This window comes from Kribbella sp. NPDC026596, assembly GCF_040638415.1.
Lineage (GTDB): Bacteria > Actinomycetota > Actinomycetes > Propionibacteriales > Kribbellaceae > Kribbella.
This window is the reverse complement of record NZ_JBEZYF010000059.1, coordinates 44,229-58,290: the sequence shown is the minus strand read 5'-3', so window position 1 is coordinate 58,290 and position 14,062 is coordinate 44,229. Positions and strand designations below refer to the sequence as shown.

Sequence of the window (14,062 nt, the reverse complement as noted above, 5' to 3'; positions counted from 1 at the left end):
GCGACGGCGTCAGTGGCATGTCGGCGTGCCGGACCTCGAACGGCTTGAGCGCGTCCACCACGGCGTTGACGACCGCCGCCGGCGACCCGACGGTGGCGGACTCACCGATGCCCTTGGCGCCGATCGGGTGGTGCGGCGACGGGGTCACGGTGTAGCCGGTCTCCCAGTCAGGGACCTCCAGCGCGGTCGGAATCAGGTAGTCCATCAGCGATCCGCCGAGGCAGTTGCCGTCCTCGTCGAAGGCGATCATCTCCATCAGCGCCATCCCGACCCCGTCGGTGAGGCCGCCGTGCACCTGGCCCTCGATGATCATCGGGTTGATCCGCGTCCCGCAGTCGTCCACCGCGACAAAGCGCCGTACCTTGACCACGGCCGTGCCCGGATCGATGTCGACGACGCAGATGTAGGCGCCGTACGGATAGGTGAGGTTCTCCGGGTTGTAGCAGATCTGGGCTTCCAGGCCGCCCTCGATGCCCTCGGGCAGATCGCCCGCTCCATGCGCCCGCATGGCGATGTCCTGGATGGTGACGGCAGTCCCCGGGTCGCCCTTCACATGGAACGAACCCTTGGTCCACTCCAGGTCCGCGGCCGAGACCTCGAGCATCCCGGAGGCGATGATCCTGGCCTTGTCCCGCACCTTGCGGGCGACCAGGGCAGCTGCCGCACCGGAGACGGGGGTGGAGCGGCTGCCGTACGTGCCCAGGCCGAACGGCGTGTTGTCCGTGTCGCCTTGCACCACCTCGATGTCATCGGGTGGGATACCGATCTCCTCGGCGACGATCTGCGCGAACGTCGTCTCGTGCCCCTGGCCCTGGGTCTTCACGGACAACCGGACCACGGCCTTCCCGGTCGGGTGGACCCGCAGTTCGCAGCCGTCGGCCATCCCGAGGCCGAGGATGTCCATGTCCTTGCGCGGCCCGGCGCCGACCGCCTCGGTGAAGAACGAGACGCCGATCCCCATCAGCTCGCCTCGCGCCCGACGTTCGGCCTGCTCGCGGCGCAGCTCGTCGTACCCGGCGAGCTCCATCGACAGCCGCATCGTCTTCTCGTAGTCGCCGGAGTCGTACACCCAGCCGGTCTTGCTCTGGTACGGGAACTGTTCGGGGCGGATGAAGTTCCGCAGCCGCAGCTCGACCGGGTCCATCTGCAGTTCGTACGCGAGACAGTCGACCAGCCGCTCGACCAGGTACACCGCCTCGGTGATCCGGAACGAGCAGGCGTACGCGACACCGCCCGGTGCCTTGTTGGTGTAGACGGCGGTCATCTTGCAGTACGCCGCCTCGAGGTCGTAGCTGCCGGTGAACACACCGAAGAAGCCGGCCGGGTACTTCACCGGAGCCGCCGTGCCGTTGAACGCGCCGTGATCGGCGAGCACGTTGGTCCGGATCGCGAGGATCTTGCCGTCCCGGGTCGCCGCGATCTCACCGCGCATGATGTAGTCGCGGGCGAAGCCGGTGCTGGTCAGGTTCTCCGACCGGTCCTCCATCCACTTGACCGGCTTGCCGAGCACGAGTGACGCGACGATCGCGCAGACGTACCCGGGATAGATCGGGACCTTGTTGCCGAAACCGCCGCCGAGGTCGGGAGCGATCACCCGGATCTTGTGTTCCGGCAAGCCCGACACGAGTGCGTAGACGGTGCGATGGGCGTGCGGAGCCTGACTCGTGGTCCAGAGCGTCAGCTTGCCGTCGACACGGTCGAAGTCCGCGACACACCCGCAGGTCTCCATCGGGGCCGGATGGACCCGCGGATAGACGATGTCCTGCTTCACGACGACATCCGCCCGGGACATCACCTCCTCGGTCGCGGCCGCGTCCCCTGTCTCCCAGTCGAAGCAGTGGTTGTCGGTCTTGCCGTCCAGATCGTCGCGGATCACCGGCGCGTCCGCGGCCAGCGCCGTACGGGCGTCAATGACGGGCGGCAGCGGGTCATAGTCGACGTCGATCAGTTCGAGTGCGTCACGGGCGGCGTACCGGTCCTCGGCGACGACGAAGGCGACCTCCTGGCCCTGGAACCGGACCTTGTCGGTGGCCAGCACCGCCTGGACGTCGTTGGACAGGGTCGGCATCCAGGCCAGGCCCTTCTCGGCGAGGTCGGCACCGGTGATGACCGCCTTCACCTTGGGATGCGCCTGCGCCGCGGAGACGTCGATGCTGAGGATGCGTGCGTGGGCCAGCGGCGAGCGCAGGACCGCGAGGTGCAGCATCCCCGGTAGCTGGATGTCGTCGACGTACCGGCCGAGGCCGCGGATGAACCGCGGATCCTCCTTGCGCAGCATCCGGCCGTGCCCGAGCGGCTTCTGGTCGTTGTTGTCGAATCTCTCGGTGGGACGGGTCGGTGTCGTGGTCATGCTGAGCTCCCGGCGGGCTCGGTGGCGCCGACGGCTTCTGGTTGCACACCGTCGGGATGGGTGGCGGCCCAGCGGATCGACCGGACGATCGTCGAGTAGCCGGTGCAGCGGCAGATCTGGCCCGAGATCGCCTCGCGGATCTCCTGCTCGGACGGGTCCGGCGTACGGTCGAGCAGTGCCCGAGCGGTCATCATCATTCCCGGTGTGCAGAAGCCACACTGCAGGCCGTGGCACTGCATGAAGCCCTGCTGGACCGGATCCAGCCCGTCCTCGGTCTCCAGTCCCTCGACGGTCCGCACCTCGTGTCCGCCGGCCATCGCGGCGAGCACAGTGCAGGACTTCACCGGTTCGCCGTCCATCCACACCACGCAGGTCCCGCAGTTGCTGGTGTCGCAGCCCCAGTGTGTTCCGGTCATTCCGAGGTTGTCCCGGAGGAAGTGCACGAGCAGAGTGCGACCCTCGATCTCGGCCGAGACCTCTTGGTCGTTGACGGTCATCGTCACCTGCATGGTCAGGACCTCTCTTCCCCGGAGCGTTCGGCGTACCGCTGGACGGCTGTTCGGAGCGCGCGGGTGGTCAGCTCCGCGGCCAGATGCCGCTTGTACTCGGCACTTCCACGCATGTCGGTGACGGGTTCGCTCGCCGCCGCGGCGAGCTCTCCGGCCTGCCGGAACAGCTCCTCGGAGGGCGGGTTGCCGCGCAACGCCTCGGAGATCGCCGGAATACCGGTCGTGTTCGGTCCCACCGCGGCCAGCCCGGCCCGGGCGTCGACGATCACGCCGTCGCGGATCCAGACCGCGGCACCGGCGGAGACGACCGCCCAGTCACCGGCTCGGCGCTCGACCTTGTAGTACGCGCTGGAACCACCGGGCCGGATCGGGAACCGCACCTCGGTCAGGATCTCGTCGTCGCCGACCGCCGTCTCGTAGGGGCCGCGGTAGAACTCGTCCATGGTCACCACGCGGGTGCCGGACAGTCCCCGGATCACACAGCTCGCGTCCAGCGTCGTACACACCGCGGATAGGTCCTCGGACGGATCAGCCTGGCACAGCGAGCCGCCGATCGTCCCGCGGTTGCGGACCACGGGATCGGCGATCACCCGCTCCGCGTCGGCGAAGATCGGGAACAGGTCCGCGAGCTCGGCCGACTCCAGCAGTTCGCGGTGCCGGGTCATCGCGCCGACCCGTACCTCGTCCGGCGTGACCGTGATCCTGCCGAGCTCATCGTGCAGGTCGTTGATGTCGATCAGGTACTCGAAGTTGGCCAGCCGCAGCTTCATCATCGGCAGCAGGCTGTGCCCGCCGGCGACCAGCCGGGCGGTGCTTCCCAGCCGGTCGAGCAGCTCGACGGCGTTGTCAACACTGGTGGCGCGCTCGTACTCGAATGGTGCTGGAACCTGCATGCCGGGTCCCTTCGTCGACGCTGACACCTCGATGTCACCGCTCCGGGAGCGCGCTGTCAACGGCCACCTAAGACATCGCTTAGGTGCTCAGGCGGGACTTGCTCCGGACAATCGCTCGCGGCCTCGCGCAGCGCTCGTCCGGGCTAGTTTCGACGTACCGGAGAAGGAGGCAGGATGCGCGATCTGCTCGACGACATCGACCGGTGGCGAGCCGACGGCCGGGCCGTCGTACTCGCCCGGGTGGTGGACTTGGAAGGCTCCGGTCCGCGCGGACCCGGCGCCGCGATGGCGGTCAACGACCGCTTGGAGGTCACCGGGTCGGTCTCGGGCGGCTGTATCGAGGGTGCTCTGGTCACCGCGGCCGAGGAGGTCTTCACGACGGGGGAGCGTTCGGTCCACACGTTCGGCTACTCCGATAGCGAGGCGTTCGCCGTCGGTCTCACCTGCGGCGGCACGATCCACGTGTACGTCGAGCCGCTCGACTGGTGAGGAACGTGTACGCCGAACTCGCCGAGGCACTGCGCACCCGGCGGCCCGTCGTCCTCGTGACCGTGATCGACGGGCCCGGGACCGGAGCGAAGCTGCTGATCATGGCCGAGGGCGAACGATTCGGGAGCCTCGGCGACGAGACGCTCGACGAGCGGGTTGGCCGGGACGCACTCGGAGCGCTCGCGGCGGGCCTGACCGGAGTGCGGCACTACGGACGCCACGGCGAGCCGGCGCAGACCGAGCTGACGGTCTTCGTCGAGTCGTTCACGGCACCCCGCCGGATGATCATCTTCGGTGCGGTCGACTTCGCCGCCGCGCTGTCCCAGGCCGCCACACTGCTCAAGTACTCCGTGACGGTGTGCGACGCGCGGCCCATCTTCGCCACCCGGGCGCGGTTCCCGCAGGCCGACGAGGTCGTCGTGGACTGGCCCCATCGGTTGCTCGCCCGGATCGGACCCAGCCTGACCACCCGAGACGCCGTGTGTGTGCTCACCCATGATGCGAAGTTCGACGTACCGGCGATCGTCGCGGCGCTGGGAACCGAGGTCGGCTACCTCGGTGTCATGGGGAGTCGCAACACCCACCGCGATCGGTTGGAGCGACTCCGTGCCGAAGGGGTTTCGCCGGAGTCACTCGAGCGCCTGCACGCGCCGGTCGGGCTCGACATCGGCGCGCTCACACCCGAGGAGACCGCGATCTCGATCTGCGCGGAGATCATCGCCGAACGCGCCGGCCTCGACATCGTCCGGCCGCTGCGACAGCTGAGCACCCCGATTCACCACTAGCCCGGGATCCCTGAGCATTCGAGTCAGCTGGTGGGACGGCCGCGGTTCTTCCGGTCGGATGCGACGGGCAGGTGATAGACAGGCTGTTTGAATCTGGGGACGGAGCGCGGCTCGGATGGTGATGGCCTGGCGGTTCGGCGCGATTGGCGTCGACGCCGTGATGGCGGTCGTCCAGGACGCGGAGCGGATCGCGGACTGGGTGGTCGCCGTACCGCCCGACGTTCGCGCCGATGCGCGCTGGCCACAGGCCGGCAGTGTGGTGCGAAAGGACACTGACCGGGAGCCCCATGGCAGGCACGCCTACGACCGCCATCTGACGGTCGCCGTAGTCGAGACCTGGCGGCCGGACCAGGAGTTGGTCCTCCGCCTGCGGAGCGGCCTGGGTGGATGGATCAGACTGACGATCAGACTCCAGCCGCGTCCGGGCGGCTGCCTGATCGAGGTCAGGTCCGATCCGCTCACTGCCTCGGCCCGGCTGAGGTACGCCGGCCCGGCCCGATCCCGCGCCGAAGAACGCTGTGCCCTGGTCGCCGAGCGCCTGATCGAACTGGCAACGTCACCGGTGCCTGAGCCCTGATCGTGTGGACGCCGCGCGGCGCGGTAGGCAGAGTTGGGCGGCCAGTAGGCCTGCTGCGCCGATCAGGGGCCATAAGGCCCAGGGGCCGATCGCGTAGACGGCGCCACCGATGAGGGGGCCGGCGCCCGTACCGATTGTGTACGCGGCGCCGTACAGACCCTGGTAGCGACCGGCCATCCGAGGCGGAGTCAGACTTCCCAGGTAAGCCATGGCGACGGAGCTGGACATCATCTCGCCGAGTGTCCAGATCAGTACCGTCGCCGACAGCAGGACCATGCCGTCCATAAGCCCGGTCAGCGCGAGACCGGCACCGATGAGCAGGTTGCCGAGGGCCAGTACGTACTCCGGCCGGTACCGGGAGACCGCGCCGGTCGTGGGCAGCTCCAGTACCAACACCACCAGACCGTTGAGCCCGATGAGGAGACCGAAGTCCCGCGCGCTCAGACCCACGTCGCTGACATGCAGGGGCAGGCCGACGGTGGACTGGATGTAGACGAACTCGCCTACCACGGTCATCAGCAGGAATCGCACCAGGGCGCGGTCGGCGAACGCCTGCCGGTACCCCACCGCCTGGTCCGCCGGCGTGTCCGCGTCGTGCTGGTCGGACCGCGGCTGCGGCGCATCCCGCAGCAGCACTGCCACGACCACGCCGAACAGCAGGCACGCGGCGGCATTACCCAGGAAGAGCTCCACATAGGAGGTGCTGGCCAGCACACCGCCGATGACGCCGCCCAGGGCAGCGCCGATGTTCATCGCGAACCGGAACACCGCGAAGGCTGCGAGCCGTTGCTGGTTGGTCGCCACGGAGTCGAGCAGCACCGCGGCCGCGGCCGGTCGGTAGATCTGCGACGTCACGCCGATGAGCCCGACCACCGCGACGATGATCGGGAACGGTCCGAGGAACGGCACGATCGCCGTCAGCCCGGCGGTGGGTACGGCGGACAGCACGATGGTCCATCGCCTGCCGATCTTGTCGGCGAGGTAGCCACCGATGGCGTTGCCGAGCACGTTGCACAGACCGGACACGCCCAGCACCAGTCCCGCGGCACCGGCGGAATAGCCGCGCCCGGTCAGGTAGAGCACGATGAACACGGGCAGGAAGTTGCCGACCCGGTTGACCAGGATGCCGAGACTGACGATCCACACCCGGCGCGGCAGGCTGCGCAGCGCGTCGCGGAATCGCGGCTCGTCGACACCCGACCGGTCCGAGTCGCGCGTGACCATCTGGAACTCCTCGTCTGTGGTCCCCCGAATCTGGTCGCCTGAGGTGCACCCACACATCGGAATTCCTCCCTAGCCGTAGTCCCGAGGGGTCCTAGTCGGTGGACCTCGCCTGGCGCCGCGGACACCCTTGACCCGGGGTTGGGGCGCGGAGGAGGCTGGCGGTGGTTACGAGGCTGGGAAGGGGATTGCGATGCCTAAGGTGCTGATTGTTACCGGGGACGCGGCGGAGGATCTGGAGGTGTTCTACCCCTATCAGCGGTTGCTGGAGGAGGGGTACGACGTCGATGTGGCCGCGCCGGAAGTGAAGAAGTTGCAGTTCGTGGTGCATGACTTCGTGGACGGGTTCGATACCTATACCGAGAAGCCTGGGCACACGTGGCAGGCCGATGTGGCGTTTGCCGATGTGGATCCGTCGGACTACGTGGCTCTGGTGATTCCGGGTGGGCGGGCGCCGGAGTACATCCGCAACGATGCCGACTGCCAGCGGATCGTGAAGCACTTCTACGGTGAGTCGAAGCCCGTGGCCCAGCTCTGTCACGGACCGCTCGTCGCTGCGGCGGCCGGCGTCCTGGCCGGTCGCAAGACTTCGGCCTACCCAGCTCTGGCGCTCGACATCAAGGCCGGGGGAGCGGAGTGGGTCGACGGCGACGCGGTCGTCGACGGCAACGTCGTATCCGGCCGCGCTTGGCCCGACCACCCGACCTGGATGCGCGCCTTCATGACGATCCTCAAGGAGCACGCACCTGCCTGACCCAGCATGATTTGCGTATGACGAACTCCCAGCGGGCCGCGCCGAGCCGACCGCCACCGCCCGAGCGGGCCGGTGTCCCGGACAAGGACGAGATCGAAGGCGGTACGGCTGAGCAGCGGCAGACCGAACGATCAGCCGATCGATCGTGCCTGGATCACCCACGACGAGGTGATCACCGGCGGCGAACTGCTCCTCACGATGGTCCCTGAGCCAACCGAGTGGGGTTCGAAAGTACGGCCTGAATCAGGCTGACTTTTCAGCTGGGGAGTTTGCGGGTGTCGATCAGTTCTTGGGCGACGTCGCGGAGTTTGGTGTTGGTGTCTTGGGAGTAGCGCTTCAGGATGGTGAAGGCGCGGTCGGCGTCGACGGCGTACCGCTCCATCAGGATGCCCATCGCCTGGCCGACGAGCTTGCGGGCGTCGACCGCGGCCTCCATGGTCCGCTCGTGCCGGGCGGTCGCGAGCGCGACCGTGGCGTGCCGGGCCAGGATGTGGGCGATCGCCTCGTCGTCGGCGTCGAAGGCGTCCGGTTTGGGGCTGTACAGACCCAGTACGCCGACAGTCGGTGACGACTGCCCGAGCGCCAGGGGCACGTCCAGCACGCTGCGGACTCCGAGGGCGCTGACCCTCGCCGCCCAGTCGGGCCAGCGGTCGTCGGTCGTGGTGTCGCGGACCAGGACGGTCGCCCGGTCCCGCATCGTTGCGATCAGCGGCCCGTCCTCGCCGCGCAGCTGGGACTCGTAGATCTCGGCGACCACGGGGTCGGTCACGGCGGGTATCTCCGGGGGCCCGCCCCGGGTGTGCAGCGCGACCCCGGCGAAGCTGCAGTTCAACGCCTGCAGAGCGAACTGGACGACCGACTCGACCGTCTCCTCCACGCCTTCGGCCTCGTGCATGTCCAGCGCCAACTGCGCGAAGGTCTCCGCCATCCGGCCACCCGAGCCCTCCTGCTCACCGTCGTCCATAGCTCCATGATGCCCCCACCCCCGGATCGAGCGGAGTGATGCAGCATTCGTGCAGCGTTCCGGGCGGCAGGGTGGGGATGAGTGGGGATTGGGTCGCGGAGAGGGGAGATCATGCCTGTCGCGCCGTTGAAGGGGCTTGTCGACGAGGCACTGGCCAAGGGCTACGCCGTACCGGCGATCAATGTGGTGGACGAGCTGAGTCTGCGGGCGGTCGTCGACGCGGCGGTGGAACTGGGGTCGCCGCTGATCATCCAGACGTCGGTCAAGACGGTGAAGTCGGTCGGCCTCGATGTCGTCAAGGCGATGTTCGACGCGACGGTCGCGACGGTTCCGGTGCCGGTCGCGCTGCACCTCGACCACTGTCCTGAGCGCGACGTGATCAGCTCGTGCCTCGCGGCGGGCTGGAACTCGGTGCTGTTCGACGCCTCCGCGCTCCCGGTCGAGGAGAACCAGCGCCAGACCGTCGAGGTGGTCGCCGAGGCCAGGAAGTATGGCGCTCACGTCGAGGGCGAGATCGAGGGCATCACCGGTGTCGAGGACGGCGTGGGTTCGGACACCGAGGCGGAGCGACAATCACTCGAGGTCGCTACTCGTTTCGTGGAGACGACCGGTGTGGATGTCTTCGCGCCGGCGATCGGGAACGCCCACGGGATCTACCACTCGACGCCCGAGCTGGACTCGCAGCGGATCACCGACCTGGTGGCGGCGACCGGCATCCCGATGGCGTTGCACGGCGGCTCGGGGCTGACCCGTGAGCAGTTCCAGGACCTGATCGGCCGGGGCTGCGCGAAGGTCAACATCTCCACGGCCCTCAAGGTCGCGTACATGACCTCATCGCTCGAGCACCTCGAACAGGCGCGCGCCACGAACAAGTGGGATCCGCCGACCTTGTTCCGCCACATCCATGCAGCCGTGAAGACGATGACCGCCGAGCACATAGAGATCTTCGGCAGCGGCGGCCGAGCATGACCGTGTTGATGCCACGCCTCCGGCGCGGCGGGTCATGGGGCTGTTGCTCCCGGCCTTCCCTCGTCGCTCCAGTCGCTGCGCTCCTTCCGCTCCTCAGTCCAGGCCGGGAGGCCCCATGACCGCTTTGCTCTTCGACTGCGACGGTGTGCTGGGCGACACCGAGCGCGACGGGCACCTGCCGGCGTTCAACGCGACCTTCGAGCAGTTCGGGCTCCCGGTGCGGTGGTCGGTCGAGGACTACGGCCGCTTGCTCCGGATCGGCGGTGGGAAGGAACGGCTGGCGACCGTCCTCGACGACCCGGATGTCTGGCGAGCGGCTGGTTCACCGGCGACGCCCGAGGAGCGCGCCGACGTGGTGGCGACCTGGCATCGGGCCAAGACGAAGGCGTTCACCGACCTGGTCGCAGCCGGGGTCGTTCCGCCGCGTCCCGGCGTACGGCGGGTGATCACCGACGCACTGCGGGAGGGCTGGACGGTCGCGGTCGCGTCGACCTCGGCGGAACCGTCGGTCCGTGCGGTCCTCGCCGGAGCGGTCGGCGATGAGGTCGCGGCCACGATCCCGGTGTTCGCGGGTGACGTCGTACCGCGGAAGAAGCCCGACCCGGCGGTCTACCAACTGGCTCTCGAGAAGCTCGCCCTCGACCCGGCCGGCACCCTCGTCATCGAGGACTCGCGCAATGGACTCCTCGCTGCCATCGGTGCCGGGCTGGCGACGGTGGTGACCGTCAGCGGCTACACGCGCGACGAGGACTTCACCGAAGCTGCCCTGGTCCTCACCAGTCTGGGCGACCCCGACGGCGAACGGCTCGAGGTACTCGCGGATCCGTCCGGCATCGGCCCGGTCGACGCGCTCACCCTGGCCGATCTCGCCCGGCTGGCCGAGACCGCACCACGACCCACGCAAGGAGGCCAGACATGACGGACAGCTGGGGCGAGGTCGACCTCGTCCTCACCACGATCATCACCACCTGCCTCGACAACGAGAAGTACTTCGGCGACCTGGACTCGGTGGTCGGCGACGGCGATTTCGGCTACTCGCTGGCCCGCGGTTTCGAGAAGCTCCAGGACCAGTACGGCGATCTCGACCGGACCGACATCGGGACGTTCCTGAAGAAGGTCGGGATGCTGGTGACGTCCCGGATCGGGGGTACGTCGGGACCGATCTGGGGGACCGGGTTCCTGCGGGCCGGCATGACGGCCGGTGCGACCACCTCCCTCGACGGGGCCATGGTCGTGGCGATGCTGCGCTCGGCCGTGACGGGGATCCAGGCCCGCGGCGGCGCCGAGCTGGGGGACAAGACCCTGCTCGACGCGATCGTCCCGATGACCGACGCCATCGAGGAGTCCCTCGCCTCCGGGGCAAGCAGTGACGAGGTCGTCGAACGGGCCGCGGTCGCGGCCCGGACCGCGGCCGACGCGACGGCGGAGCTGGTCGCGAAGCGAGGCCGAGCCGCCTACACCGGCGAGCGGAGCCGTGGATCGGTCGACGCCGGAGCCACCGCCGTCGCCGTGATCATCGAGCAGATCGCAGAGGTCTGGAAGACAAGGGAGTCCCGATGAAGAAGTTCGTCAACGACCCGAAGAACTACGTGCCCGAGATGCTGCGGGGCATCGCGCTGGCCAACCCGGACACGCTGAAGTACGTGCCGGAGTACAACCTGATCATGCGGACCGACGCGCCGCGCGACGACAAGGTCTCCATCGTCCAGGGCTCGGGGTCCGGGCACGAGCCCGCGCACGTGATGGCCGTCGGCAAGGGGATGCTCGACGCGGCCTGTCCGGGTGACGTCTTCGCGGCACCGCCGATGGAGTACGTGTACGAGACCACCAAGCTGCTCGCCTCCGAGAAGGGCGTGCTGCTGCTGGTCAACAACTACACCGGTGACCGGATGGCCTTCGACATGTCGCAGGAGCTGAGTCAGGCCGACGGTCTGAATGTCCGCACGCTGATCATCGACGACGACGTGTCGGTGAAGGACTCGACGTACACGGTCGGCCGGCGCGGCGTGGCCGGCAACTTCTTTGTCATGAAGGCGGTCGGCGCTGCTTCCGAGCAAGGGGCGGATCTCGACGAGCTGGTCCGGATCGGGGAGAAGGTCAACTCGGTCACCCGCACGATGGGCATGGCGCTCACCGCCTGTACGCCGCCGGCCAAGGGATCCCCGCTGTTCGAGCTCGGCGACGATGAGATGGAGATGGGTGTCGGCATCCACGGCGAGCCGGGCCGCAGCCGCGAGAAGCTTGCCTCGGCCAACGAGATCATCGACCAGATGCTCGAGGCGGTCCGATCCGACCTGCCCTACGAGTCCGGTGACGACGTCGCGCTGATGATCAACGGTCTGGGTGGTACGCCGATCAGCGAGCTCTACCTGCTCTACGGTCGAGCTCACCAGATGCTCACCGACCGCGGGATCAACGTACGGCGCAACTACGTCGGGGAGTACTGCACGTCCCTCGACATGGCCGGCGCCTCGGTCACGCTGGTCAAGCTCGACGACGAGATCGACGGTCTGCTCTCGGCACCGGCGGAGATCGCGATCCGGGTGTTCTGAGGGTTCAGCCCTCGGTCCCGGCCGGGTCCAGTCCGTAGTCGGTGCGGAGACGGCGTACTTCGGACTGGGCCGCCGGCCGGAGTGGGGACGTCGGGGACAGCAGCGTCAGTTGGCGTTCCCACGCGGCCAGGTCGTTCACTCCGGCGTACGAGCGTGTCCACGCCGCGACCAGGTCGACGTCGTACGTCTGCAGGACGGCGGCCCGGATCCGGTTCTCGAGCCGGTTCCGGGAGGCGACCACGCCGGGTGCGTCGGACTGAGGTAGCAAAGGGCCTGCGTAGCGGCGCAGGGCCGACGACAACAGGTGCGAGTCGAGGTCGTCGGCGGTCTCGAGCCAGTCCGCGGCGATGTCCGGGTGCAGTCGGTACGGGCGCGATTCGACGATGTCGGCGCCGAGCAGAGCGCGGAGGCGGGTGACCTCGCCGCGCAGTGAGGACTGGTGGTCGTCGCCCTCGCCGTACAGGGCGTCCGACAGTTCTTCGGCACTGAGACCCTCGGGGTGTTCGGCGAGGAGAACGACGATGTCGCTGTGCCGCCGGCTGAGCCGGAGATCCCGGCCGTCGATGCGCACTGCCGCGTCCGGTCGGCCCAGTGCGGAGATCCGCATGCGCCGGGTCGAGTCGCCGAGGACCTTGCGAACGGTCATCAGCCGGCCAAGCTCGGCCTCGGCCATCCGGGCCGCGGCTCGCACCATCGCCAGCGACAGGGGTGAGCTGGCGTCGGCGGTGCCGGTGATGTCGACGACCCCGAGCACTCGCTGGGTCTCCGGATCGTAGATCGGTGCGGCGGCACACGACCATGGCTGCACCAGCAGGGTGAAGTGCTCCGCAGACCGGATCTGCACCGGTCCGGCCACTTCGAGGGAGGTGCCGAGGGCGTTGGTGCCGACCTGTCGCTCCGCCCACCAGGCGCCTTCGGTGAAGTGGATGCCGTCGGCGGCACGGAGTACGTTCGGCCGTCCGCACACCCACAGCAACCGGCCGTCACTGTCGCCGACCGCCATCACGAAGTCGCTGTCCTCGGCGGCCCGGCCGAGTACGTCGTACAGCATCGGGAAGACCGCGGAGAGTGGATGCTCGGCCCGGTACGCCGCCAGTTCGTCGGCCTCGAACGCGAAGGGTGCCGCCGCGTCGGACTGGAGCCCGGCCGCGATCGATCGCCCCCAGGAGGCCGCGACAAGGCCTCGCACGTTCCGGCCCCCACCTTCGAGGAACTCCTCGTGTCGGCGGTGAAGCCACCGGTCGACAGAATCCACCTCTCCAGGGAACTGCCGAACCCCCCGAAAGTCCAGCCCTACCCGGTCGGACCGTCGGCGAGCAGGTCGAGGGCCTCGGTGATGGAGTTGGTGACCGGGGCGCCGGTGGTTTCCAGGGCGTGGCGGGTCATGGCACCGGTTGTCACGAGGATGCATTGGGCGCCGGCTGCCCGGGCTGCCTGAGCGTCGTCGACGACGTCGCCGATCAGCACAACCTCGGCGGGGTTGAGGTTCTGGGCCTCCAGGTGCTGGATCAGGCTGTCGGCCTTGGAGCCGCCGCCCACCTCGGCGGCCAGGCCGTCGATGCGCGTGAAGTACTGCGTGAGTCCGAACTGATCGATCGTCGGGGTGAGCCGCGTGTGGAACCACATCGACAAGAGCGACTGGGTACGCCCGCTCTCGGTCCACTGCCGTAGGACATCCGGCACTCCGGCCGCGAGACCACAGCTGTGCAGGAGAGCGTCGTACCGCTCGTGGTAGAGCTTGTCCACGCGCGCCCACTCCTCGTCGTCGAGCACCCGGGACAGGATCGTCTCGTACGAGACCCGCATCGGCCGTGCGTACGCCGTCTGCCACTCGACCCACGTCAGATCCGGCCGGCCGAACCCGGCGCACACCTCGTTGACTGCCGCCAACACGACCTGGTTGTCATTCAGCAACGTCCCGTTCCAGTCCCACACCACATGCGAAGCGCTCATCACGCGCGCCACTCTAGACGGACGGTCCGACGTACCGATGCCGGAT

Annotated in this window: 15 protein-coding genes; 8 read left to right on the top strand and 7 right to left on the bottom strand. The window is 68.5% G+C overall.

The genetic code is table 11. The annotated features are described in order from the left end of the window. The 3 genes from AB0E63_RS35235 to AB0E63_RS35225 all read right to left on the bottom strand — a co-directional run. Positions 1 to 2,350, bottom strand: a 2,350-nt coding sequence (locus AB0E63_RS35235) for an aerobic carbon-monoxide dehydrogenase large subunit (protein ID WP_360375782.1), incomplete at its 3' end; no start/stop codon positions are given. Next, a complete protein-coding gene (locus AB0E63_RS35230) occupies positions 2,347 to 2,859 on the bottom strand; it encodes a (2Fe-2S)-binding protein (RefSeq protein ID WP_360375780.1) in 513 nt (170 codons plus the stop codon). The genes AB0E63_RS35230 and AB0E63_RS35235, both read right to left, overlap by 4 nt. A 2-nt stretch (positions 2,860 to 2,861) precedes the next feature. Next, positions 2,862 to 3,752, bottom strand: a complete 891-nt coding sequence (locus tag AB0E63_RS35225; RefSeq protein WP_360375778.1) for a xanthine dehydrogenase family protein subunit M — start codon at positions 3,750 to 3,752, stop codon at positions 2,862 to 2,864. 174 nt (positions 3,753 to 3,926) lie between these two features. On the opposite strand from AB0E63_RS35225, the gene AB0E63_RS35220 reads away from it, so the two are divergent. The 3 genes from AB0E63_RS35220 (at position 3,927) to AB0E63_RS35210 (ending at position 5,603) form a co-directional block, all read left to right on the top strand. After that, complete coding sequence (locus AB0E63_RS35220) at positions 3,927 to 4,241, top strand: XdhC family protein (RefSeq protein ID WP_360375776.1); 315 nt, start codon at positions 3,927 to 3,929, stop codon at positions 4,239 to 4,241. Beyond that, positions 4,238 to 5,026: an XdhC/CoxI family protein gene (locus tag AB0E63_RS35215; RefSeq protein ID WP_360375774.1), complete on the top strand. Its 789-nt coding sequence runs from the start codon at positions 4,238 to 4,240 to the stop codon at positions 5,024 to 5,026. Before AB0E63_RS35220 ends, AB0E63_RS35215 begins: the two co-directional genes overlap by 4 nt. 115 nt (positions 5,027 to 5,141) lie before the next feature. Beyond that, positions 5,142 to 5,603, top strand: coding sequence for a hypothetical protein (locus AB0E63_RS35210; protein WP_360375772.1), 462 nt, complete (start codon positions 5,142 to 5,144; stop codon positions 5,601 to 5,603). On the opposite strand, the gene AB0E63_RS35205 is transcribed toward AB0E63_RS35210, so the two are convergent. After that, a complete protein-coding gene (locus tag AB0E63_RS35205; protein WP_360375770.1) occupies positions 5,583 to 6,827 on the bottom strand; it encodes an MFS transporter in 1,245 nt (414 codons plus the stop codon). The genes AB0E63_RS35210 and AB0E63_RS35205 overlap by 21 nt on opposite strands. Before the next feature lie 190 nt (positions 6,828 to 7,017). Here AB0E63_RS35205 and AB0E63_RS35200 point away from each other — a divergent pair, with 190 nt between their 5' ends. After that, on the top strand, positions 7,018 to 7,578 hold the full coding sequence (locus AB0E63_RS35200) for a DJ-1/PfpI family protein (protein WP_360375768.1): 561 nt from the start codon (positions 7,018 to 7,020) through the stop codon (positions 7,576 to 7,578). Between the two features lie 256 nt (positions 7,579 to 7,834). Here the strand turns inward: AB0E63_RS35200 and AB0E63_RS35195 are convergent, their stop codons facing one another. After that, positions 7,835 to 8,542, bottom strand: a complete 708-nt coding sequence (locus tag AB0E63_RS35195) for a GAF and ANTAR domain-containing protein (RefSeq protein WP_360375766.1) — start codon at positions 8,540 to 8,542, stop codon at positions 7,835 to 7,837. Between the two features lie 111 nt (positions 8,543 to 8,653). On the opposite strand from AB0E63_RS35195, the gene AB0E63_RS35190 reads away from it, so the two are divergent. The 4 genes from AB0E63_RS35190 (at position 8,654) to dhaK (ending at position 12,063) form a co-directional block, all read left to right on the top strand. Next, positions 8,654 to 9,511 carry a class II fructose-bisphosphate aldolase gene (locus tag AB0E63_RS35190; protein WP_360375764.1) on the top strand — a complete coding sequence of 286 codons (858 nt, stop codon included), beginning with the start codon at positions 8,654 to 8,656 and terminating at the stop codon, positions 9,509 to 9,511. A 115-nt stretch (positions 9,512 to 9,626) separates the two neighbouring features. Next, positions 9,627 to 10,430, top strand: coding sequence for an HAD-IA family hydrolase (locus AB0E63_RS35185; RefSeq protein WP_360375762.1), 804 nt, complete (start codon positions 9,627 to 9,629; stop codon positions 10,428 to 10,430). Further along, positions 10,427 to 11,071, top strand: a complete 645-nt coding sequence (dhaL, locus tag AB0E63_RS35180) for a dihydroxyacetone kinase subunit DhaL (RefSeq protein WP_360375760.1) — start codon at positions 10,427 to 10,429, stop codon at positions 11,069 to 11,071. The genes AB0E63_RS35185 and dhaL overlap by 4 nt, the downstream gene beginning before the upstream one ends. Further along, positions 11,068 to 12,063 (top strand): dihydroxyacetone kinase subunit DhaK, encoded by a 996-nt coding sequence (gene dhaK, locus AB0E63_RS35175; RefSeq protein WP_360375758.1) that lies wholly within the window; start codon positions 11,068 to 11,070, stop codon positions 12,061 to 12,063. The genes dhaL and dhaK overlap by 4 nt, the downstream gene beginning before the upstream one ends. 4 nt (positions 12,064 to 12,067) lie before the next feature. Here the strand turns inward: dhaK and AB0E63_RS35170 are convergent, their stop codons facing one another. Together AB0E63_RS35170 and AB0E63_RS35165 are read right to left on the bottom strand one after the other, a co-directional pair. Continuing rightward, the gene (locus AB0E63_RS35170) at positions 12,068 to 13,252 is read right to left on the bottom strand and encodes a GAF domain-containing protein (protein ID WP_360375756.1); all 1,185 of its coding nucleotides are present in this window, start codon (positions 13,250 to 13,252) and stop codon (positions 12,068 to 12,070) included. A gap of 104 nt (positions 13,253 to 13,356) precedes the next feature. Continuing rightward, the gene (locus AB0E63_RS35165; protein WP_360375754.1) at positions 13,357 to 14,016 is read right to left on the bottom strand and encodes an HAD hydrolase-like protein; all 660 of its coding nucleotides are present in this window, start codon (positions 14,014 to 14,016) and stop codon (positions 13,357 to 13,359) included. Positions 14,017 to 14,062: the final 46 nt, after the last annotated feature.